The following is a 24,216-nucleotide window of genomic DNA, read 5'->3' as shown; positions in this document are numbered from 1 at the left end:
GTGCATTAATGGGAAAATTGACAGACAAACTAAATTTACTCACACGGAGAGAAAACATGTCTTTAGAAACAAAACTCAACAAGTACGCTGAACTCATCGTAAAAAAAGGGGTTAACGTCCAACTAGGACAAACAATAATCCTTTACGCGGCAGTAGACGAAGCTTATTTTGCTCGTAAAATTGTTGCCGAAGCTTATAAAGCAGGTGCTCACGAGGTAGTTATGGAATGGTCAGATCAAACGATCGCCAAAGCATTTCTAAATCATACGTCGCTAGACCGTTTGAAGGAAGTACCAAATTATCAGGTAACTAAAGCAAATGAATTAATGGACAAATACGCCTCCCGCATTTCATTAATTTCGCAGGATCCTGATGGTTTGGCTGACGTTGATGCAGAAAGATTAGCTACATTGACAAAAGCCAATCAAAAAGCGTTATTCCGTGTTCGTGAAGCAACAATGAAAGATGATATCTCATGGCTTGTTGTGGCAGCAGCTGGTCAAGAATGGGCAGAAAAAGTATTCCCAGATTTAAAAGGACAAGATGCAGTTAACCGCTTGTGGGAAGAAATTCTCAAAGATGTGCGTATTGATGATGATAGTGATGCAGTTGACAACTGGGATTCACACATCAACAAACTCAAAAGCAAAGCAGATTGGTTGAACAAACAAAATTTCAAAGAACTACATTACAAAAATGAAAAGTCGGCTTTCACAATTGGATTAGCTGAAGGACATGTCTGGGAGGCTGCTTACTCGCAAGATAAAGCCGGCAACATCTTCATTCCAAACATGCCGACTGAGGAAGTCTTTACAGCACCAGATAACCGTAATATCCATGGTCATGTGGCCGCAACGCTTCCACTGTCTTATCAAGGTAATGTCATTGAAAATATTGAACTAGATTTTGAAGATGGTCGCATCGTCAAAGCACAAGCTACTTCCGGATTAGATGTATTAGAAAAAATCATCAATACTGACGAAGGATCTAAATCACTAGGTGAAGTTTCCCTAGTACCTGACCCATCACCAATTGCGCAAAGTGGTATTTTATTCTACAATACCCTCTTTGATGAAAATGCTTCCGATCATTTGGCCATAGGTGCTGCTTATGCTTCTAATATTTCAGGTGGAAAAACAGAAAAACCGGAGAATTTAGCGAAGCGCGGATGGAATATTTCAGATGAACATGTTGACTTTATGATTGGGTCAAATGACATGGACATTGATGGTGTCACTCAAGATGGTGAAGTTGTACCAGTATTCCGTTCAGGTGATTGGGCATAAATTTCTGCATACTACCTAAACTTTGAATAAGTGATACACTAGGCTAGAGGTTTACGTATGTTTAATAATCTATTAGATAATTGGGATGGTGGCCGACCAAGGTCCAAAAGACTCTATGATCTATTTTTCATTATTTTTATCGCAATTATAGGTCATATTGATTTTTGGTATTTTCATCCTCAAAGTAGTATAAGATTCCGCTTTATAATAATCATTACAACCCTAATTGCATTAATTTACTTACTTCAGTTGCCTCGTTTAACAAATAATTCTAGCGTCCCCTATAAATTATTGTCACTTTACTACTTTGGTTATATCGTCTGTACTTTCATGCTCACTACTACTCTTACAAGTAACATTTTAGGCCTTACCTTTTGGCCTCAGTTAATTGTATTTGTGGTCTTTGAAAGCATCCTATTAACACGAACTATAGAAAAACCAGTTTAACATATAGAAAAGGAACAGGCTAATGTTACGCCTGTTCCTTTTTAATTATAAAACTTAGTAATAATATTATCCTTCAGAACCAATCAATTGTGAACCAAGCTCATAGTTATGTGAATAATCTACCGGAATATCTACAACAACAGGTCCTTGTGTTGCAAATGCCTCGTCTAACACAGTATCAAGCTCATCTGGTGTTTCAACACGTAAGCCTTTGGCCCCAAAGCTTTCAGCGTACTTAACCAAATCAATATTACCAAACTTAACTCCTGCTGACTGGCCGTTGTACTTCATTTCTTCTTGGAACTTAACCATGTCGTAATATGCATTATCATTCCAAACGATATGAACTGTATTTAATCCTAAACGTACTGCCGTTTCCAATTCCATCGCCGAGAAAAAGAAACCCCCGTCACCAGATACTGATACCGATTTGGCATTAGGACGAACCATTGCCGCCGCTAAAGCCCAAGGTAACCCTACCCCAAGCGTTTGCATGCCATTAGAGATAAGGTAATGACGCGCAACATAAGACTTGAAGTGACGTGCCATCCAAATATAGTGTGAACCGATGTCTGTTGATACTGTCATATCATCTGTCACATGGGCTTGGATCGACTTAATAATATCCAACGGATGATTCAAATTCCCTTGTGCTGGTGTATAAGAAGGTTCGTCAGATGCTCGTAGATCTTCTTTCAATTTTTTTAATACTTCTTTGCTAGTGGTTGGCAATTCATATCCGTTAAGACGTTCCATCAACAAACGCAGGCTCTGTGCTAAATCCCCGACCAACTGCCGTTGCGGTACAAAATTATTATCAATTTGAACTGGCGTTGTATCCAAAGCGACAATGTTCAGATTGTTTTCTTTGTTCCAGTTACGTGGCTCATATTCAATCGCGTCATAACCCAATGTAACCACTAAATCTGATTGCTTTAGCAGTTTGTCACCAGTTTGATTACGGAATAAGCCAATACGACCGAAAAATGTTTCCGGTTCTAATTCACGTGAAATGACACCAGCGCCTTGGAAAGTTTCAACGACTGGCAAAGTCGTTTGTTTCAGCAATTGATGTAGCGCAGTAACGGTAGCATCATCAGATCCACGTGATCCCACAAGCAACACCGGTAATTTTGAAGCCTTAATTTGTTCAGCTAGCCAATCAATATCCTTAATAGCGGCCGCGCCTTGCTGTGCAGGTGTAGTTTCAGGAAGTGCGTCAATAGTTACTTGTGCATCGTCTACATCTTGTGGCAATGAAACAAAAGTCGCACCTTTTTTGGCACCATTAGCGGCTGCAAAAGCGTTAGCAATAATTTCTGAAATATTATTTGGATCTTGAATTTCTGAAGCGAGGTTTGTAATCGGACTAAACAATGCCACTGAATTTGTTGATTGATGAGTCAAACGATATAAATCATTTCTCGGTACTTGACCACCAATGGCTACAATAGGATCGCTTTCAGCAGTTGCTGTCATTAATCCAGTAGCTAAGTTGCCGACGCCTGGGCCAGAGGTGGCAATCACAACACCTGTTTTCCCTGTTATACGAGCAAATGCCTGTGCCATAAAAGCTGCGTTTTGTTCGTGACGTGCAACAACTAATTTAGGTACTCTTTGACCTTCGGCTGGATGTTCTAATGTTTCAAATAAGCGATCAATTTTGGCACCTGGAATTCCAAAAACCAAATCAACACCATGATTGACTAAACTCTCAGTAACAATATCTGCACCATACTTTTTATTTACCATGATTCATTTGCCTCACCTTATCTTAATATTTTCATCATAGCACTCTTGATTAAATTTGAGTAGTCTTAAAATTGTGAAGATCGCTCATACAACAAGGTACTATTTTCACAAGAATAGATATAGATCTTTTAAAATTGTAAAAAAAAAGGGCTGTCTTATTGACAAACCCTTTTTGAGAATATTTTATTCACTAAATTCAAATACAAAGTCAGAATTATTGATGCGAACATCATCACCATCTTTAGCTCCAGCTTCACGAAGTTTATCATCAACGCCCATATGACGTAGTTGACGAGCAAATCGCATAATTGTTGCATCACGCTGAATATTAGTCATTAAGAATAACTTCTCGATTTCAGTACCACTAAGCAACCAACGCTCTTCATCCTCAATCCACTCGACTGTGAAATCATGAGTTTCCGGTTTGAACGTGTAGCTCTTTTCAGATGCATCTTTTTTGGTCTCTGGTCGATAACTTTCAGGCGCAGGTGCTGTGGCTAGCATATCTGCTGTTAAACGCATTAAGTCCTTGACGCCATCGCGTGTAATTGATGATATCGGTACAATTTCTGGTTGAATGGGTAACCCAGAATCGGTAGCAATTTCTTTCCTAAACTTGGCAAGATTTTCTTCAGAGTCAGGCATGTCCATCTTAGTTGGTACAACAATTTGTGGTCGGTTTAAAATTGTTTCATCATATTGTTGTAGCTCATCTAGTATTTTACGATATTGTGTGTAGGGATCTGTTCCCTCAATACCTGACATGTCAACTAGATGCAGAATAACTTTTGTTCGTTCCACATGACGTAAGAATTGGAAGCCCAGCCCGATACCTTGAGAAGCACCTTCAATCAATCCTGGCAAGTCAGCCATGACAAAATCACGATCGTCATCTAGACGAACCATACCAATGTTTGGTGATAATGTTGTAAAATGATAAGCCGCTACTTTTGGTTTAGCATTTGAAACAACTGACAGGAGCGTTGATTTACCGGCAGAAGGAAATCCAACTAAACCAACATCGGCCAGTACCTTAAGCTCTAGCTTTAGATTCCTAATTTGGCCAGGTTCACCGTTTTCTGACAATTCTGGCGCTGGATTTGCTGGCGTAGCAAAATGAATATTTCCACGTCCGCCACGCCCGCCTTTAGCGACCACAAGTTCTTGGCCGTTTTCGAGCATGTCAGCCAATACTTCACCGGTATCAGCGTCGCTAACGGTGGTACCTTGTGGTACCTTAACTACACGGTTATCAGCTGAAGCACCGGTCATCCCTTTTGTGCCACCATTACCACCTGGTTGCGCTTTAAAATGCCGATTATAACGAAAATCCATCAATGTGCGCAGACCTTCATCTACTTTAAAAATGATTGAGCCACCATGACCACCATCACCACCAAAGGGTCCACCCATTGCTACGAATTTTTCATGACGGAATGAAACAATACCATCACCGCCTTTTCCGGCCTTTACTTCTATTTGTGCTTGATCTACGAATGCCATATCTATTAGAGCGCGAGCAGATATATCCTTTACTTGTAAACTCAAAAATTAAAAAATTAACATTTAACTTAATCGTTTAGCTGGCTATCCTGCAGCGCCTTTTCTCCTTTACTGCTCTACAACGAAGAGCTTGCGAATAATTAACACTCTAGTTTAACATATATAAGCCATCTTAGCTATTATCACCTGCCGAGAGCGACAAATGAATCACACGTGCTAATTTTTCATTAATACCAATGTCAACTAAGTCGCTAACACTTGCTGCGGTAATTTTGGGTAACGACCCAAACTCTCGCAAAAGCTTTTGTCTTGTTTTAGGACCAACACCTTGTATCGTGTCTAAACGCGAAGCAAGTGAGTTTTTTGAACGTAGCTGACGATGAAAACTAATAGCAAATCGGTGTACCTCTTCTTGTACTCGTTGTATTAAAAAGAAACCCTCTGATTGTTTATCAAGAGTAACTATCTGATTAGTCACACCATCGATTAGATCGGCCGTCTTATGCTTATCATTTTTAACCATCGCGGCAATTGGTATATTTGTTAACCCAAGCTCATCCTCTAACACTTCTTGCGCCGCATGCAATTGAATTTCACCGCCATCCATTAAAATTAAATCAGGAAAGTCGCCACCTTCCTTTAATAGACGAGAATATCGGCGACGAATAACCTCTTGCGTTTCTGCCCATTCATTTGCATGATCTGTCGATTTAATTTTATATTTACGGTACTCTGTTTTATTAGGGACCCCATCGTCAAAAACAACCATGGCACTGACAATCTCAACTCCCTGTGTATGAGAGTGATCGAATGCTTCAATTCGATGACCCATAGGTATTTGAAGTGCATCAGTAATTTCCTTCATTGCCCCAGTCGTTTTTCGCTCATTCAATTGCATTAGTCGGAATTTTTCCTCTAACACAATACGAGCATTTTTAGCAGCTAAATCAAGTAACTCTCGTTTTTCGCCACGCACAGGAATTCTAACTGGGACCTCTAGAACAGCAGAAAGTGCTTTTGTATCAATACCTTTTGGTACCAGAACTTCGCGTGGTTTTTGAATATTTTTTTGCGAATAAAATTGCTGAATAAAACTGGAAACTTCTTCATCAGCATCACCGACAATGGAAAATGTCCGCTTAAATTGACGAATCAAACGGGCTTGCCGTAGAAAGAATACCTCAACAGTCATCCAGCCCTTATCCATATAATAATTGAATAGATCTCTTGGTGTGGTGTCTTTTGATAGCACACGTTGGCTCTCAACAGTTTCGTCGATATACTTTAACTGATCACGCAAATCCGCTGCCCGTTCGAATTCCAATGACGATGCTGCAACTTGCATTTTTTCAGCTATTTGTTTCTTGACAATCTTTGTATCACCATCAAGAAACTTTTTGATTCGGCTGATCTGATCATTATATTCTTGGACAGGAACATCACGGAAACAAGCGCCCAGACATTGACCCATATTATAGTACAAGCACGGTCTACCCTGTGGCCCGTTACAGCGTCGCAATGGATAGTTCTTCTCTAGAAACCTTAGCGTTTCTTGGGCAGCATAGACGTTTGGGTAAGGTCCAAAATAAAAACCACCATCTTTTTTTACCTCATTAACCAAAGCCATTTTTGGATTACGTTCTTTTGTAATCTTGATATAGGGATAGCCTGTACCATACTTCAAACGAATATTGTAGTATGGTTTATACTTCTTGATCAATTCATTTTCTAACAAAAAAGCTTCTTTATCAGAATTGGTCACGATGAAATCAAAATCAACTATTTTGGATACTAATTCAGCTGTCTTTCCGTCATGATCTTGCTTAAAGTATGATCGAACACGATTTTTTAGGTTTTTGGCCTTACCAACATAAATAATTTTGCCATTCTGGTCTTTCATCTGATATGAACCAGGTTCACTGGGTAATAAAATTAATTTTTGTTCGATATGTTGTGTTGTATTTGCTAACATGTTTTTATTATACCTTGTCTGTCAAGTTTGTCAGCTCCCAAAATCTTAATTAAAAAAATATCCCATTACACGAAAAGTGTTAAAGGGATATTTTATCTAACTAAAAAATGCTATGAATTAATTATTTTTAATTGCGGCAGCCACGAAGTCATGATACAAGCCTTCGGGGCGATCTGGCCTTGACAAAAATTCTGGATGATATTGTGCTGCAATAAAGAAATCATTCTTAGGATACTCAATAACTTCCATCAAACGGTTATCAGGGGATGTTGCTGAGAATAACATACCCGCCTTCTCAAATTCTTCACGATATTGTGTATTGAATTCATAACGATGACGATGACGTTGTTCGATTTCCGGTTGATCCCCATAAGCCTTGGCTGTCAATGTGCCAGGTAACAGCATTGCTGGATATAACCCCAGACGTAGCGTACCACCTAGGTTTTCGACATTGGCTTGATCTTTCATCAAATCAATAATTGGCGCTGAAGTATTAGGATTTAATTCTGTTGAATTCGCATCCTTATAACCTAAAACATGACGAGCAAATTCAATTGAAGCAAGTTGCATACCTAAGCAAATACCTAAGAAAGGAATATTGTTTTCACGCGCATAACGAATGGCTTGAATCTTACCTTCAGTACCGCGTTCACCAAATCCACCAGGTACAATCACACCATCAGCACCTGCTAATAATTCAGCAACGTTTTCTGGTGTAACATTTTCTGATTTAACATGATTAATGTTTACATCGGCATCTTGCGAATAACCAGCATGCTTTAATGCCTCATTTACGGAAATATAAGCATCAGGCAAATCAGTATACTTACCAACCAAGGTTACATTGACCGACTTCTTAGGATGCTTAATTGATTCAACCATCTTTGACCAATCAGACATGTCTGCTTTCGGTGCATCAAGCTTTAGTTTTTCTAATACAACATCATCCATACCCTGTGCTTGCAAGTTCAACGGAATTTCATAAAGTGTTTCTACGTCACGAGATTCAATAACTGCATTTTCGTTCACATCGGTAAATGTTGATATTTTTTGCTTCAAACTCTCTTCTAGAGGACGTTGTGTACGCAAGACAATCATGTCAGGTTGAATACCTAACGAACGTAATTGTGCTACAGAATGTTGCGTTGGCTTTGTTTTTGCTTCACCAGCAGCAGCTAAGTAAATAATCAAACTAGTATGAATATAGAAAACATTCTCGCTACCTAGATCTGACTTCATTTGGCGCAGTGCTTCCACAAATGGCAAACTTTCAATATCACCAACTGTTCCACCAACTTCAACAATTACGACATCAGCATCTGTTGATTCAGCGGCTTTTTGCATTTTTTCTTTAATGGCATTTGTGATATGAGGAATCACTTGCACAGTACCACCGTTATAATCACCACGACGTTCCTTTGCCAAAACTTCAGAATAAATACGCCCTGTTGTCACGTTAGAATACATGTTTGTATTAATGTCCATGAAACGCTCATAGTGTCCCATATCCAAATCAGTTTCTAAACCATCACCAGTAACAAATGTTTCACCATGTTGATATGGTGACATTGTACCAGGATCAATATTAATGTATGGATCTAATTTTTGAATAGCTAATTTCAATCCACGGTTTTTGAGCAATCGACCTAATGATGCTGCAACTATTCCTTTACCAAGAGATGAAACAACACCACCGGTAACAAAAATATACTTCACTTGTTTATCTGCCATAATGCCTCCTCATAATTCAAACGCGCATTGGCTTAACACGTTTTATTGCGACAACTGGGGGGTTAAATAAAATAGAAAAGCCCCCAAGATCAACTTGGGAGCTTTTAACGTCTGTCCCTTTAATTGGGAGCCCTAATATATACTACAGAGTTAGGGGGGATTTGTCAAATGAATGTTGTATTTATTTTTAACTTTAATCTTATATCAATAAGCTTGCCCACAAATATTCAGTTTAATTATTTCACCTGAAGAAATTGTAACTGTTTTACCATCTGAGGTTTCAAGAATTAATGCACCTTTGTCGCCAATTGCAATAGCTTTCCCGTTCATTTGCTGTGTACCAAATTGAACGGTTACTTCATGCCCTAAAACAATATTGTGCGCTCTATATTCAGACAAATAGATACCCGTATGGTACTTTTCTATCATCGCAGAAAAAGAATCAATTAGCTTTGCAATAATAATATTTCTTGAAAAGAATAGGTCTGGCACCATACCACCCACTTTTTCCTGTAATTCATTAGAGAGATGAGTTGGTTGTATTATATTCAACCCAATGCCAACCACTAACGACGACAAACTTTGTGATTCAATGTCAAGTACGCCTTCAGTTAAAATACCGCCAACTTTTTTATTATTAAAAATCAAGTCGTTAACCCATTTAAATGATAATTGGCAACCTAATGTCTCTTTTATTACATTTCTCACCACAACAGCCGTTGCCGTCGTTAGTAAGCCAGGATCTAATCTTGTATTATCCTTCACTGGTAAAGCAAAAGATAAATAGATACCTGTTTGACTCTGAGCTACAAAAGAGCGTCTAAAACGTCCGTAAGCCGCTTTTTGATGATCAGCAATAATAACTGTAGGCTTGGTAATTTCTCCAGCTGCCAATGCCGTTTTAGCGTATGAATTCGAAGAATTCAACTGTTCAAATACTTTTACATCCCAGTCAGAGAAAGCTAATGTTTTAATAACCGGAACACTTAACACACCTGTTTCTTTATATAAATACCCTTTTCGATGTTGACTTTCTATTTGATGTCCATTTTCATTTAGTTTTTGAACAGCTTTCCAAATAGCCGCTCGACTTACTCCTAGATGATTAGCCAGTGTTTCTCCACTCAAATATTCACTTTCATGTTTAACAAAGTATCCTAAAAGTCGTTCAGCTGTATTCATAATTTCAGTTTAACAGAAATACGTATTTTTATGCAATGCACAGCCAGGATTAAATAAATGCTGGCAATTTGGACGTTTGTAGGCTGAATTCAAATACACAGAAGCGGTCATTTTATACTCACACACGCCACAAATAACGGCTATTTCTTCGCTGTCTATTAGCATTGGCATAAATTCATGAGTAGTCAATTCATCATGACAAAGATAGCATGAATAAAAATCTCGGCATTTAGCGCAACGATTTGCCACAATGTCAACTTCACTGTGCCAATGTTTACAGCGGCCTTGTGGATCAATATTTATTCCTTTAATCACAGTAAAAGCTTTCTTTTGTTCAATACAACAGCAATTGCCACTGCAAAAATAGACTTGATAATATCTCCTGGTAAAAAGGCTATTTGATAAATTAATGCCTTATCCAATGGCATCTGCGCGGCAATATTGAGTCCCACAGCACCCAACGTATCAATAAGTAATACACCTAATACCAGTAATGCAATCCATAAAGTTACAAAATTAAACTTTTTATTTTTACGCAACCATTCTGTTGCCCAACCAATTAAGAATGCTGCTACTGGATATGCATACAAATATCCAGCAGTTGGACCGATGAAAACAACAAAACCGCCATGTCCACCACTTAGGATTGGTAATCCTAATGCAGCTAAACATAAAAAACCAACTACGGTAATGAATCCATATTTTTTACCAAGAATCACACCGGCTAACATAATACCCATATTTTGCAAAACAATTGGAACGGGAATAAATCCTAACGGAATGCTAGGAATAGCACCCATAACAATAATCACAGCTAACATAATAGCTGATGTTGCCAAAGCTCGTGTTTTCATAACGCTCTCCTTTTAGTAAACCATAGTATAAATTTTAGTTTACTAAAATATCAATGTCAAGCGTGAAAAAAAAACGCCTTAGGCGTTTTTGATTAATTTGTTTTATCTAACGAATGATGATGTTTTCTCGTTGCAAAAAAAACAATTGTCATAATAATTAAAAATCCGAGTCCTATGAAAAGTGGCACACGAGTATCTGGATTGAATACCATAAATACAAGTGTCACAAGCAACATCAGAATTGCAAAGTAATTTGTATAAGGTGCAAATGGCATTTTAAAAGGATGGTTAACCATCTGACTAGCATTTTCTTTTCGGAATTTTATTTGACTCCACAAAATAACAAACCAAGGCACCATTCCAGGTAATGTACTGGCAGAATAAACTAACACAAAAATACTTGAACTTCCATTCCAAAACAAAGGCAGTACAGCGTTTAAAATAATGCCTAAAAGAATTCCGCCTGAAATAGCTAACACCGGTAATGTAGGCACACGATGCTTAGATAGCTTTAAGAATCTTGGTGATAATTCTTTGCCAAGCGCTAAAGTGTATAACATGCGACTAGAAGAAAAAATTCCAGAGTTCAAAGCTGACATTGCTGCTGTCATCATCACAAAATTAATAATCCCAGCAGCTGCTGTAATACCAACACGTGAGAAAGTCTCAACGAATGGAGAACCAACTTGATCTAATTTGTCCCAGGGATAAATTGTGATAATAACAAAAATTGCCCCAATATAGAATATTAGTATACGAGCTACAATTGACTTAATTGATTTCACGATAGCAACTTGAGGATTATCAGCTTCACCAGCAGTAATACCGATTATTTCAATCGCTTGGTACGATGTAATTACAATAGATAGGGCGAAGAAGAACCCTTTCACACCACCTGCAAAAAAAGGTCCATGTGTCCACAAGTTTGAAAAACCAATTGGATGCCAATGATTCCCAAATCCTAATACAATGACTAGCAATCCTAAGATAATCATAAACACAATTGTAATCACTTTAATTAGTGAGAACCATGTTTCCATTTCACCATAAGCTTTAACCGTCACCAAATTTGCGGCAGTTAACATCGCCAATACGACTACTCCAGTGACCCAACTGGGTATATTTGGAAACCAGTAATCTAGATATATTCCTACAGCAATGGTTTCACTAACACCAACTGTTAACCACTGAAAAACATTTGCCCAAACGGTTAAATATCCAGCGACCGGATGAATATACTTGGTTGCATAGTTCGCAAATGATCCCACAGAGGGATCAACATAAAGCATTTCTCCCAAAGCACGCATTACTAGGTACAAGACCAACCCAGCTATTGCATAAGCCAAAAGGACTGATACTCCTGTCCACTTGATTGTAGATGCTGATCCCATAAACAAGCCAACACCAATTGTGCCGCCAAGCGCAATCATTTGCATTTGTCGAGACGATAAGTCTCTGTTTAGTTCTCTATTCTGTTTCTCTGCCATGACAGTTTCCTTTTCTTTAAAACGAATAAAAAAGCGCCCTTAGAATCTTAAATCTAAGGGCGCTTTTTGCACGGTACCACCTCATGAATAGTTCAAAATAAAGCCAAGTAAAAATAATTACTTCCTTATTAGCTGTGCTTCATCTCAACTCTTTCATCAGGTTAACGACCAATGACTCCGGTCATACTTTCACTCGTGCTACTCGTATGTCACTTCCAAGGTAGTTTTCCAAACAGCATTGCGTCATTTTCACCAGCCATGACATCTCTCAAACAACAACTATTAGTACTCTTCCTCTTCAACGTTTTCATCTATAATACACTATATTTACTTATTTTGCAAAGTCAGTTTTAACCAGTATTTAAAACACAACTTTCCCCTGTATATCTTAATTGATATACAAAAAAAGAATTGTTCTGAACGAACAATTCTTTTTAATGGATTATCCCAAAGGTCGCCAACTTTACGTCAGTGCTCCCGCTCGGATTCGAACCGAGGACCTTGGGATTAAAAATCCCCTACTCTAACCAACTGAGTTACAGGAGCATTTCTTATGCCTTAGCACATTTATATATAATACAGACTTTCCAAACAAAAAGCAACCCTTTTTTTAAAATTAAATTACTTTTTTTGATCGACGTTTATCATTTAACCGAAAAAGCATTCACATAGCCGTTTTTACTTACAAAAATTAAAATTTTTTTGTGAATTGTTATAGAAAAAAACTACCTATCAGGTAGTTTTCATTCTAGATTATTTTTCTTGGTCGCCGTCACTCAGATCATCAAGATCATCGCCACCAGATAACTCTGTCATATTGGCATCGATTGATTCATCATCTGATAAATCAATTTCATTACTATCAGCATCATCGCTTTCAACTTCAGTTTCTTCGTCGTCAGTCTCTATATCATCATCAGTAACCGCACCAAAGTCTTCGTCTTCAGGATCATCGTCATTATAATCGATAACATCGTCATCTGAAGCATTATCAGCAAATACGTTAACTTTCTTTTTAGCTGACTTTTTACGCTTAGGAGCATCTTCTTCATCATCGAGCTCATGGATAGATTCGTCGATTGCATCAACTGGATACCACGCACGCAAAGCCCATTCATTATTTCCAAGTGAAATGAATGAACCGTCAGTGTTCAAATCTGTATAAAATTGTGAAAGACGTGGTTTAAACGTCTCTGCATCAATTTCCAAAAATTCCTGGATTTCTTGAACTAATGAACTAAAAGGCATCGCTTCTTTATGTTCTGTCAAAATGGCTGTTGCAATTTCAACCAATGCAAATTCTTCTTTAGGGTGATTGCCTAATGTTGTAAGTGACATGTTCTACGTCCTTTCGGGGGTTTCTAACTAATCTAGCATACTAGATTTGGGCATAAATTGCAACCGAATTTCATATTGTCCAACAATTTGTTGCATAGCATAAAGAACATAGTCAATCGCAACTTCACCACGCGTTTCTTCATGATCTATGTTTAGCGCCATTAATGTAGTTAGTGTTTCCAACTGCATCTGCCCAGTTGGTGTTTGATACAAAGCAGGGATACGCTGTGATTTAACAAAGGAGAACTTTGTTAAAATGTCACCTGATCGATTCATACGTACACGGTTCTCTTCAAACTTAAACATAATTTGTGTTTTTTGATTCTCAATTACTTCTGTATATCGTAAATAAAGTGCATTGTTTTTCAAAAAAAGTTGTCCATTTGTATGAAATTCAAACTCTTCAAGATCATTTTCTTGACGAATTTTCGTTTTTAGATGAATTTCAACGTCTGTTTGGTCTTTAATTGCCATAATTTACCCCTATTTTAATCTAAAATCTATTATAATATAAGAAACAGCAAAAGGGCTTACTATGTTAAAAGAAAAATTACCTAAAGAAAAAGTACTACGCGATCCAATCCATAACTTCATACATATTGAAGATCCTATTATTTTAGATCTCATCAATACCCCTGAATTTCAAAGGTTGCGTCGTGTAAAACAATTAGGTATAACAAGTTCTGTTTTTCATGGAGCAGAACATTCTCGCTTTGGCCATTCAGTCGGTGTCTATGAACTTGCTCGCCGTATCACGGAGCGCTTTGAACAATACTACAGTGATATTTGGAATCCGAAAGAACGACTACTAACACTAGTTGCCGCACTGCTTCATGACATAGGTCACGGTGCCTTCTCACATACCTTTGAACATTTATTTCATACAGATCATGAGGCAATGACTCGTGAGATTATTACTGGTGATACAGAAATCCACCGTGTCTTGGCGCAAGTTTCAACTGACTTTCCAAACAAAGTTGCCAGTGTTATCGCGAAAACTTATGAAAACCCACAAGTCGTTCAACTAATTTCTAGTCAAATTGATGTTGACCGAATGGATTATTTGCTGCGTGATGCCTATTTTACTGGTACAAAATATGGTGAATTCGATATTGATCGAATATTACGCACTATGCAACCAACCCCTGATGGCATCGCCTTTGATATTGCAGGTATGCATGCCGTTGAGGATTATATTGTTTCACGTTATCAAATGTATTTACAAGTTTACTTCCACCCAGTATCTCGTGGCATGGAAGTTTTGCTAGAACATTTACTACAACGCGCACAAGAACTGTATCGCTCTAATACAACTAGCGAGTTTGCGGAAAATGATTTTGTTGGTCCACTACTAGCGCCTTTATTTAGCGACAAAAAACTAACCTTATCTGAATATTTAAAGCTCGATGACAATGTTTTTATGACATATATTAATATTTGGCAATCACATTCTGATCCTATTTTGTCTGATTTATCACAACGTTTCATGGGACGCCGCCCGCTAAAATCAATGGAAATCACCGATGAAACAGCTCCACTACTTGAAGAACTCGAGCAGCTTGTGGATAATGCTGGATTTAATCCTAGATTTTACACGGCACGCAATAATGCTTATGATCTGCCTTATGATGATTACAAACCAAATGTCGCCAAGCCAAGGACACAAATTGACTTTTTGTTAGCCGATGGTTCACATCGTGAATTATCAGATATGTCCACATTAGTTGCTGCTATTAAAGGTAAAGCCTCAATAGATCAGCGATTCTTTTTTCCAAAGGAAATGCTCAATATTGAACCAGACGAATTGTTCGCTGATACGTTCAAAAAATTCCGCAGTTTTATTCGTAACAATGCATTAACTACACCAAATCCAGAATCCTAAAGGTTCAACATGATCCCATTATATTTTAAAATATATCAGCAGATTAAAGATGACATTCGTGACCATACTTACCCCGCTGGTTCTTTTCTACCTAGCGAAAATGAGTTGGTCACTCAATTTCAAACATCTCGCGATACAATCCGTAAAGCGCTCGCAAAACTAGACGAAGAAGGGCTTATTCAAAAACAGCGTGGTAAAGGTTCACAAGTCATTTCTCATCAGTTACGCCACTTTCCAATAAGTGGGCTCACCAGTTTTCATGAATTGGAAGAGCTGCAACACTTCCATGTTGTTACTGAGGTTCCTGTATTCGAATATCTTACCGTCACAAAAAAGACTCAGAAAACAACTTTATTTCCTGTTGGCACGCCTTTATATCATATTATTCGTGTTCGAATTATCGACGGTATTTATAGTGTCATTGACGAAGATTATATCCGTGCAGACATTGTTCCCGGTCTCACTAAAGACATAGCTAAGCATTCTATTTATGCTTATATTGAGAATATCCTACACTTGTCGGTTGCCTATGCTGAAAAAACAATTACTGCTGAACTAGTCACAGCAATGGATCGCAAATTATTAGTCGGCTTGCCTGAGGACGAAAATCGATTAATCCAAGTTGAAAGCCAAGGTCACCTAACTGACACAACCTATTTTCAACGCACTATTGCAAGACATAGACCTGATCAATTTCAGTTTGATGAATTTGCACGGCGACAAACAACTTAAAACAACTGCTCAAATACTAAGTACTTGAGCAGTTGTTTTTTATTTAGTACGCAATTGCAAAACTTTCATAGGGTTTCAAAAGCATTTTCCCCGAAACAGGTTGCGCTGGATAGTTAGTAACCAACACTTGACCATTTTTAACAATTTCATCAGAAATAGATATTGACACAGGCGTTTCACCAAAGTGTGTGACAACCAAAATATGTTTCCCCGCTAATTGTCGTTCAAAGGCAATGATTTCTTCAGATTTTGCATACTTTGGTGTATAGTCACCATCAGCAATTACTTCATTTTCTTGACGTAAACGAATCAAATCTTGGTAAAATACATACAAACTGTCAGCTGATTTTTCATCCTGAGCAACATTAATTTGTTCGTAATTCGCATTTTGAAGCCATGGCTCATGGGTTGAAAATCCAGCATAAGCCTCATTACACCATTGCATTGGCACACGTGAGTTATCGCGTGACTTTGTTTGAACAATTTCAAAAGCTTGTTGTTTCGTCAACCCCTGTTCCAATAGCATGTGATAAGCATTTTTACTTTCAACATCAACATACGTTTCAATTTTATGATATGTTGGATCAATCATGCCAATTTCTTCACCCATATACACATATGGTGTGCCTCGGTTTAAATGGACAAGCATAGCCAACATTTTGGCACCGACACGATAATATTTTGGTGTTTTAATAAAACGGTTTATCGCCCGTGGTTGATCGTGATTATTCCAGAACCAAGCTGGCCAACCGTGATTCTCCATTAATCCTTGACTCCACTCATGCCAGATATGACGCAATGATTCAAAATCATAAGGCACTTTTGTCCACTTGTTACCATGATCATAATCAACTTTTAGATGATGGAAGTTGAACCCCATGCTTAACGCCTTGTTATCAGGATTCGTATATGCAGCTGTATTTTGCACAGTAGTTGAACTTAACTCACCTACAGTAATGACATCAGGATATTTCCCAAAAGTGGCTGCGTTCATCTCCTGTATATAGTCTTGGACGATTGGTGTGTCAGTATATAAAAACTTTCCGCCATTGTCAGTTTCATCGTCAACTAGCACTTCAGATTTACCGATTACATTAATCACATCAAATCGGAAACCACGGACCCCCTTTGCTAACCAAAAATTTAAAACATCATAGAGCTCTTGACGAACTGCCGGATTATGCCAATTTAAGTCAGCTTGTGTTGGATCATATAAGTGCAGGTAGGCTAAATTAGTATCACCAAATTTAGCCCATGCCGAACCACCAAACTTCGATACCCAGTTAGTTGGCTCATGTCCATCATCACGGTAAGGTCGCAAGTAATAATAATCTTGATACTTTTGATCACCTGCAAGCGCTTTTTGGAACCAAGTATGATCAGTTGAGGTGTGATTGAATACCATATCCAACATAATACCCATATGGTATGTTTTAGCTTCTTTGACCAGGTTCTCAAAATCAGTCATGGTACCAAATAATGGATCAATCGCCGTATAATCACTTATATCATAGCCATTATCATTTTGCGGGGATGGAAACACTGGGTTCAGCCATATCATGGTAACCCCCAGCTTTGCCAAGTATGGCAGCCTTTGAATGATACCAGGTAAATCACCTATACCATCCCCATTACTATCTTGAAACGATTTGGGATAAACCTGATAAACAACATGTTTTCCTAATTCACTCATAATCTTCTATCCCTCACTTTGAAATGGCATCTTTGAAGACGTTCTTCTTTTCAACTTGTGCGGCTGCTTGTTCCGTGTCGCTGTCTTTAAATCCCCATAGATAAACTGCTACAAACGACACGGCAATTGTTGCTGCTGAGGCAATAAGGAAAATCAATAAGTTATTGGGATTATCCTTTGGAGAAGCAAATGATGGGAACCCAATTAGTGAGCCGGTGAAACCATACATATGAAGATTGAATAGTCCCGCAATCAAACCACCTGTGGCACCACCTAAGTTAGCCATCCAGAACACTCGACCATATTTCAAATTAATACCATACATGGCAGGCTCAGTAATTCCAGCAAAGGCTGATAACGCACCAGCACCGGCTAGACCTTTCAAGTTAGCAATCTTAGTTTTTGCAAAGACCGCTAATGCACCAGCACCTTGCGCAATCATTGTGAAGTTAACCAGCGCATTCAATTGTGACTGACCTGTCTGTGCAATTTCATTGGCGATAAGAGGCACAACCATCCAATGCAATCCGAAAATAACCAATACTTGATACAAACCTCCGATAACCAAACCAGATAATGCGTAGTTAAAGTTAAGCAACGCATTAATAGCAACAGATATACCGGATGAAATCATTGTAATTGCGGGTCCCATGATTACTAATACAACAGAACCAACAATAAAGATAGTGATTAAAGGTTGGAAGATTGATCGAATCGAAACTGGTAAATGATCTTTTAGCCAATTGCCAATAGGACGTGCCAACCATGCTGCAAAAATAATTGGGAAAATTGAATAAGCATAGTTAGGAATTGTAATTGGTAAACCAAAGAAATGTGCATTGATTGGCATACCTAACAACACACCCGAAGCCTTTGCTGCTGATAACCCAATCATTTCTGGTTTAACTAGCAACGCACCAATCGCCGCCACAACCAAAGGATCTGATTTTAACTGCTGTGCTGCTGTAAATCCGACTAATACTGGTAAGAAGTAAAATGGTGCCATCGCCATCGACTGAATAATCGTAAACGTATCTGACTTGGTACTAATTAAACCAAGCAAATTTGGATCTGACAATAAAGTCAGAAATCCATTTAACATACCACCTGCTGCTAACAATCCAATCACTGGAATCATTGATCCAGTGATTGTACCAATTAGCGTTTGGAAAGCGCCTTTAAACCAGTCAAGTACATTTTTGGGCTTTTGCTCTTTGGCTTTTGTTGCTTCTACTGCTGCATTCGTTGCCTCGTTGTCCACTACACTTGACCCTAGATGCTCGACAACCTTATCGTAGACGTCAGCAACTGCTGGTCCGATAACTACTTGATACTGTCCCAACGCACTGTTATAGACGGCACCAGCTATTCCTGGTACTTTTGACATTTCTTCTGTATTGGCCTTAGTTTCATCATTTAAGTAGAAACGCAAGCGTGTAATACAATGTATCACTTTGTCAACATTGTCCTTACCGCCCACATTTTTGATGATGTCTTGAGCCATACCTTCATAATCTTCCTTAGCCATAATTAGTCTCTCCTTGCCTTAGCATTGCCCAACTGTTGTCCTGCAACTGCTGGTCCATAATGAACTGTAATTGATTCTAATTTATCTGCTGTATTTGTAATCAACACCAGCGTTGTTTTTGGAAGACCAGCTTCTTCCACTTGATCCCAGTTGACTGTTACCAGGTCATCCCCTGCATCAACAATATCGCCTTCTTTCACTGCCGTTGTAAATGGTTTGCCATTTAAAGAAACAGTATCGATACCTATATGCACTAACAGCTCTAGGTCATCAAAGCGTTTCAAACCTACAGCATGGCCTTGAACCATCGTCACCTTCCCAGAAACTGGGGAAACAATTTTTGAAGCATTAGGCTCGACTGCATATCCATCACCCATCATTTTCTGTGCAAAAACAGGGTCCGAAACCTTGTCTAAAGGAATTACTTCACCAGTTACTGGTGCGTAAACGTTCTCATCTTCGCTTATTTTTTTCCCAAATCCAAACATAGCATTCTCCTTTAATCAAACAACTTGTACGTACTAGTTACTACACTAAGGATAACACAATCCGACAATTATGTAAACGGTTACAATTAAAAACATGGAGCCTTATCTTAGTTACAAGATAAAACTTCATGTTTTATAGTTATTTATTACAAGTGAATGGTATATCTAGTGAACTTTTAGATAAATCTATAGTGTACGCGATGGATTGATTCCCCCGAATTGTCATTTCAAAATCTGTCGCATATACAATTAATCCTAATTGATGTCCTGCTCTCATTTTGTAGTAAGTTGGTTGTAACTCAAAATGTAAATCGACATATTGATTAGGCAGTAAGTCATCATTTTGACGAGAACTTGTCCGGTTCTGTAAATTAATATGGCCAATAGTGATCATCTTGTAAGCAGACTTTTTGGATTCAAATGACATCAAATCTGTCGGGCTAAAATTCACACCACGGTCAATCACCACTCCTTGGTTAGTAGGTGTTTCTTTCAGATATGTGTCATCCCCATAGTCGACAACCATTGCGCTGATCAATCCTATATTATGTGATGATTTTACTCGCAGGTTTAATAAGATTTCCCCATCTAATGTTCGTTCGCTCATATAAATTTCGCTCTTAAATATCTGATTTGTTGGCAATTTCCCAGTAATCGTGTCGTCACGCCATTTATCAAAATGCTCGCAGTAATAAGTGAACTGATTTTCAGGTAACCAATCCTTAAAATTAAGTTCACCGCTATTTTGATAGGTGGTAAGCACATTACGACCAATATAGTACTTACTTTTTTTGCTTGCTCCCCACTCATCTAGGACATGCCAGGCATCTTCTGTAGTATTGTCTTGCCATGTAACGGTAGGTAATACTTCGTTAGCTTTGACATCTTTATCCAATAATTTCTCAGTCAGCCAAAGATTCATCTGATCTGAGAAATCTAAAGAGCGATTGTTGTTGATATAGATATGTTGGCCTTGGTGTAAATATATTTTCTTAACGTTTGGTAAATCGCGGAGTGCTGACCATAATTTATAAACTTGCCGTGGTTTAACATTCCAATCGTTTAGACCATGAACCATTACCATATCTACTTTAATATTCTTGACTTGATTTAAATAATTGCGTGTATCCCAGTAGTAGTCATAATTGCCATTTACACGGTCAGTGAGTTTTTCAGTATTCGCTTGAAAGTCCTCCCACTGCTTCTTAGTTTTTAACCAGTCAGCTGGATCTTTTATCCGTGAATATACTAATTCGGCTAATACATCCATATCTTCACCTGGAAAGCCGCCGGGTGCGACAACCAGACCATTGTCTCTATAATATTGATACCAATTAGAGATAGCAGCTTCAGAAATAACCGTTTTTAAACCAGAAACTCCTGTGGTGGCAACTGCCGTAGCCAAAGTTCCCAAATAAGAGCGTCCCGTCATTGCAATATTGTGATTTGACCAATTAGCTACAATAGCAATATTACTTGTGCGATCAGTAAAGGCCACTCTATTGCCAGCTAACCATTCAACAACATTTTTCATTGATTCAACTTGCTCTGGAGATCCAGTATCCTGCATGCCATCAGAATGACGTGTGCCAATACCTGCAGCGTAAACAACTGCATAGCCACGGGACAAAAAATACTGATTCAAATCAACAGGTTTCCCTGCTTCTTGAGTAAAAATGACAGAAGCTTCTTCAGCATAACCATTAATTTGACGCGCAAGCGGTTTTTCCACAGTCTCTTCCATCTGGTTCAAATTGCTCGGGGCTGGTTGATGCGTATCCTTTCTTGTTAACGGTACGTTAACATCATGAACCTTTGCATCATTTTCTTTTTCGTTTAAACCTTGATAATAAGGTGATGCTGTAAATAGAACCGGTAATTTTTCATTTGTGTTTGGTCTTATAATATCTACTTGGACTAAATCAAATCGCCCGTCATTATCAGTATCAACAGAGGTTTCCACCCAAACCGACTCACGAATTAAATCGTTTGTATTATAGGTTGGCAAAGACTTACCATTAAAGAGTAAGCGATGATTATTAGATTCAAAGTATCCTTGACTTGCCAGCTCATCAATAAATAACAAACCATTATTTGTGTGACTATTTAGCAACTCATACCATGCGTGACGTAAATTATTTACCGACACTATTGGTAAACCTAGTTGCCGAAATGTAGCCACCCCATTATATCCATTAGCCGACAAAACCTCCGTAAATCCTAACAGTTGGGCAGCAACACAATAAAAGACGGCTTGTGTGAGTGGTTGGTTTGTTTCTAAGAAAAGAAAAATATTTTGCTCATCGGTGGCGAGATGTTCCCGCAACCAGTCATTTTGAGCTTCATAAGTTTTATAATTTGTTAAAGCACGTCGCAATAACGTTTCAAAGTCTTCACTATTAAAACCAACAGCTCTTAGCTCTTGTAATTCGGTTGCTGCATCAACAGCAATTCGACCATATTGATTAATCATAATATACCTTTTATTGTTTTTATCTCATTATACGACAAAAGCACTCATCTACAGACGAGCGCCTGACAAAATTTATAATAAATGTGCTTCTGCCAATAATTCTTCTAGCCAAGTACCTTTAATTTTTTTAAGCCCAATTTTTTGTATTAGCTTAGGAATTGGCAAATCCATTTCGCTCAGTGGCTTTTTATCATTCATATAGTACATAGCTCGCAATAATTCTCTAATATCGTAGATTGAATTAAAGACTTCTGGTACACCACGCTCAACATCTAGCAAGCTATATACAGCCTCCATAGCAGTACGTACTGAATATTCCGTAGTAAAGACTGTATCTCGCGAAGGCGACTCAGCAAAGTTTCCAATAAATGCCAAATTGACAGAGCCATCCGGAATTACTTTTGGACGATCACCCATGACACGTGGCATAAAATAACTTGTAATAAACGGCATGTACACTGGAACAGTGTTAATTGATTCTTGCTGTGCTAGTTGATTAATTTTACTTTTAGGGACACCTAGGTGGTACAAAAATTCTTGTGTAATTTCTTGACCAGAAGACTCTACGATAGTCTTCTTAACATAGTTGCCAGGAACATCAGAATATAGTCCGTAGATCCAAACTGTTGTTTCATTTGGCTTTTGTTGCTTAAAATGTGGTTGACGATGGACAGCAAAACTCATCAACCAATTTGAATCGGTAATGGTTACAATGCCACCTGTATTAATTTTACCGTCATGTATGTCCCTCTTGGTAAGTCGTTCAATATAGGGATCAATTTCAGTATTTTTAATTGTTGCTGTTGCTGAAACAAACCAACTTTTTGCTGGTAAGTTTTGGTAAAACACACCTGGATGACCAAATTCGTCTGATTGTTCAGCTAATTTTTCCCATAAACGCCACGATCCGCCGGGTTCGTTTGTAACTGGCGCTGGTTCAAAATGGCTCCCATAGGTCGTACTTTCAGTAATGGAACCGTTCGTTATGAAAACTAAATCATTTGCTGTAAGTTGTTTAGTTTCTGGCTTTCCTGCAACAGTGAGCTGTAATTCTTTAACAACTTTATTGCCATGATCGAAATTCACAATGACATTATCAACTGTAGAATCAAACTGTACGTCAACACCATGATCTTCGAGATACTTGATCAAAGGCAAGACCATCGAATCATATTGATTGTATTTATTGAACTTCAATGCTGAAAAATCCGGTAGCCCATCAATATGGTGAATAAAGCGCATTGCGTAACGCCTCATCTCGATTGCTGAATGCCACTTTTCAAAAGCAAACATTGTTGCCCAATATATCCAAAAATTGCTTTTGAAAAAGTCTTCTGAAAAATAATCTTCAATCGTCGTTGTGCCTAACTTTGCTTCAGGCGTCATAATCAATTTAATAATTTCTTCAGATGATTTACCTAACGTATAATCACCGTCGTTTGGCACACGATTTCCTCGATCATAGATCAACCGACAATTTGATGAGTTAGGATCATCCTTATCTAGCCAATAATACTCATCGAGGTAAGAAGCTCCGGGGATTTCCAATGATGGCACTGAGCGATATAGATCCCATAAACACTCAAAATGATTTTCCATTTCACGGCCGCCACGTGTGACAAAACCAACATTTGGTCGTTGAATACCATCCAATGAACCACCAGCCAATGGGAGTTCTTCAAATATATGAATTGACTCTCCTTTCATATGACCGTCACGAATAAGAAATACTGCAGCAGCCAATCCTGCTAGCCCCGAACCGACAATATATGCTGATTTCTGATCTACATTCTTCGGCTTGCGTGGTGTTGCAAATGCTTCATAATTACCATTACTATAATACATCGTGATCCCCTTTCAAATAGAAA

18 protein-coding genes and 1 tRNA gene are annotated in these 24,216 nt (G+C 38.2%); 3 read left to right on the top strand and 16 right to left on the bottom strand.

The window, feature by feature from the left end:
• Positions 1-56 precede the first annotated feature (56 nt).
• Positions 57-1,286, top strand: coding sequence for an aminopeptidase (locus A6B45_RS02590; protein WP_072613209.1), 1,230 nt, complete (start codon positions 57-59; stop codon positions 1,284-1,286).
• Positions 1,287-1,799: 513 nt separating this feature from the next.
• Here the strand turns inward: A6B45_RS02590 and alsS are convergent.
• The 11 genes from alsS to A6B45_RS02530 form a co-directional block, all read right to left on the bottom strand.
• Complete coding sequence (gene alsS / locus A6B45_RS02580) at positions 1,800-3,485, bottom strand: acetolactate synthase AlsS (RefSeq protein WP_072613207.1); 1,686 nt, start codon at positions 3,483-3,485, stop codon at positions 1,800-1,802.
• Positions 3,486-3,668: 183 nt separating this feature from the next.
• Positions 3,669-4,988 carry a GTPase ObgE gene (obgE, locus tag A6B45_RS02575; protein ID WP_072613206.1) on the bottom strand — a complete coding sequence of 440 codons (1,320 nt, stop codon included), beginning with the start codon at positions 4,986-4,988 and terminating at the stop codon, positions 3,669-3,671.
• Between the two features lie 172 nt (positions 4,989-5,160).
• Positions 5,161-6,960 carry an excinuclease ABC subunit UvrC gene (uvrC, locus tag A6B45_RS02570; RefSeq protein WP_072613205.1) on the bottom strand — a complete coding sequence of 600 codons (1,800 nt, stop codon included), beginning with the start codon at positions 6,958-6,960 and terminating at the stop codon, positions 5,161-5,163.
• Between the two features lie 117 nt (positions 6,961-7,077).
• Positions 7,078-8,691, bottom strand: coding sequence for a CTP synthase (locus A6B45_RS02565; protein WP_072613204.1), 1,614 nt, complete (start codon positions 8,689-8,691; stop codon positions 7,078-7,080).
• A gap of 204 nt (positions 8,692-8,895) precedes the next feature.
• Positions 8,896-9,873, bottom strand: a complete 978-nt coding sequence (locus A6B45_RS02560) for a biotin--[acetyl-CoA-carboxylase] ligase (RefSeq protein WP_072613203.1) — start codon at positions 9,871-9,873, stop codon at positions 8,896-8,898.
• Between the two features lie 9 nt (positions 9,874-9,882).
• The gene (locus A6B45_RS02555; RefSeq protein ID WP_072613202.1) at positions 9,883-10,188 is read right to left on the bottom strand and encodes a CHY zinc finger protein; all 306 of its coding nucleotides are present in this window, start codon (positions 10,186-10,188) and stop codon (positions 9,883-9,885) included.
• Positions 10,185-10,727: a biotin transporter BioY gene (locus A6B45_RS02550; RefSeq protein ID WP_072613201.1), complete on the bottom strand. Its 543-nt coding sequence runs from the start codon at positions 10,725-10,727 to the stop codon at positions 10,185-10,187. The genes A6B45_RS02555 and A6B45_RS02550 overlap by 4 nt, the downstream gene beginning before the upstream one ends.
• Before the next feature lie 92 nt (positions 10,728-10,819).
• Positions 10,820-12,214 carry an amino acid permease gene (locus A6B45_RS02545; RefSeq protein WP_072613200.1) on the bottom strand — a complete coding sequence of 465 codons (1,395 nt, stop codon included), beginning with the start codon at positions 12,212-12,214 and terminating at the stop codon, positions 10,820-10,822.
• A 472-nt stretch (positions 12,215-12,686) separates the two neighbouring features.
• Positions 12,687-12,760: transfer RNA gene (locus tag A6B45_RS02540), tRNA-Lys, on the bottom strand.
• 207 nt (positions 12,761-12,967) lie between these two features.
• Positions 12,968-13,552: a DNA-directed RNA polymerase subunit delta gene (rpoE, locus tag A6B45_RS02535; RefSeq protein WP_072613199.1), complete on the bottom strand. Its 585-nt coding sequence runs from the start codon at positions 13,550-13,552 to the stop codon at positions 12,968-12,970.
• A 27-nt stretch (positions 13,553-13,579) separates the two neighbouring features.
• Positions 13,580-14,026: a YwiB family protein gene (locus A6B45_RS02530; RefSeq protein ID WP_072613198.1), complete on the bottom strand. Its 447-nt coding sequence runs from the start codon at positions 14,024-14,026 to the stop codon at positions 13,580-13,582.
• Between the two features lie 61 nt (positions 14,027-14,087).
• Here A6B45_RS02530 and A6B45_RS02525 point away from each other — a divergent pair, with 61 nt between their 5' ends.
• Both A6B45_RS02525 and treR read left to right on the top strand, forming a co-directional pair.
• Positions 14,088-15,434 (top strand): HD domain-containing protein, encoded by a 1,347-nt coding sequence (locus A6B45_RS02525; protein WP_072613197.1) that lies wholly within the window; start codon positions 14,088-14,090, stop codon positions 15,432-15,434.
• 9 nt (positions 15,435-15,443) lie between these two features.
• Positions 15,444-16,166: a trehalose operon repressor gene (gene treR / locus A6B45_RS02520; protein ID WP_072613196.1), complete on the top strand. Its 723-nt coding sequence runs from the start codon at positions 15,444-15,446 to the stop codon at positions 16,164-16,166.
• A 43-nt stretch (positions 16,167-16,209) separates the two neighbouring features.
• Here the strand turns inward: treR and A6B45_RS02515 are convergent, their stop codons facing one another.
• From A6B45_RS02515 to A6B45_RS02495, 5 genes are all read right to left on the bottom strand, one after another.
• A complete protein-coding gene (locus A6B45_RS02515; RefSeq protein WP_072613195.1) occupies positions 16,210-17,859 on the bottom strand; it encodes an alpha,alpha-phosphotrehalase in 1,650 nt (549 codons plus the stop codon).
• A gap of 13 nt (positions 17,860-17,872) precedes the next feature.
• Positions 17,873-19,387, bottom strand: a complete 1,515-nt coding sequence (locus tag A6B45_RS02510) for a PTS transporter subunit EIIC (protein WP_042250766.1) — start codon at positions 19,385-19,387, stop codon at positions 17,873-17,875.
• A gap of 2 nt (positions 19,388-19,389) precedes the next feature.
• On the bottom strand, positions 19,390-19,875 hold the full coding sequence (locus tag A6B45_RS02505; protein WP_072613194.1) for a PTS sugar transporter subunit IIA: 486 nt from the start codon (positions 19,873-19,875) through the stop codon (positions 19,390-19,392).
• 139 nt (positions 19,876-20,014) lie between these two features.
• Positions 20,015-22,348, bottom strand: a complete 2,334-nt coding sequence (locus A6B45_RS02500) for a Xaa-Pro dipeptidyl-peptidase (RefSeq protein ID WP_072613193.1) — start codon at positions 22,346-22,348, stop codon at positions 20,015-20,017.
• Between the two features lie 72 nt (positions 22,349-22,420).
• Positions 22,421-24,193, bottom strand: coding sequence for an oleate hydratase (locus A6B45_RS02495; protein ID WP_072613192.1), 1,773 nt, complete (start codon positions 24,191-24,193; stop codon positions 22,421-22,423).
• Between the last annotated feature and the right edge of the window lie 23 nt (positions 24,194-24,216).

The organism is Leuconostoc suionicum, from assembly GCF_001891125.1.
Taxonomy (GTDB): domain Bacteria; phylum Bacillota; class Bacilli; order Lactobacillales; family Lactobacillaceae; genus Leuconostoc; species Leuconostoc suionicum.
The sequence above is the reverse complement of the archived record's forward strand: the minus strand, read 5'-3'. Positions and strand labels throughout refer to the sequence as shown.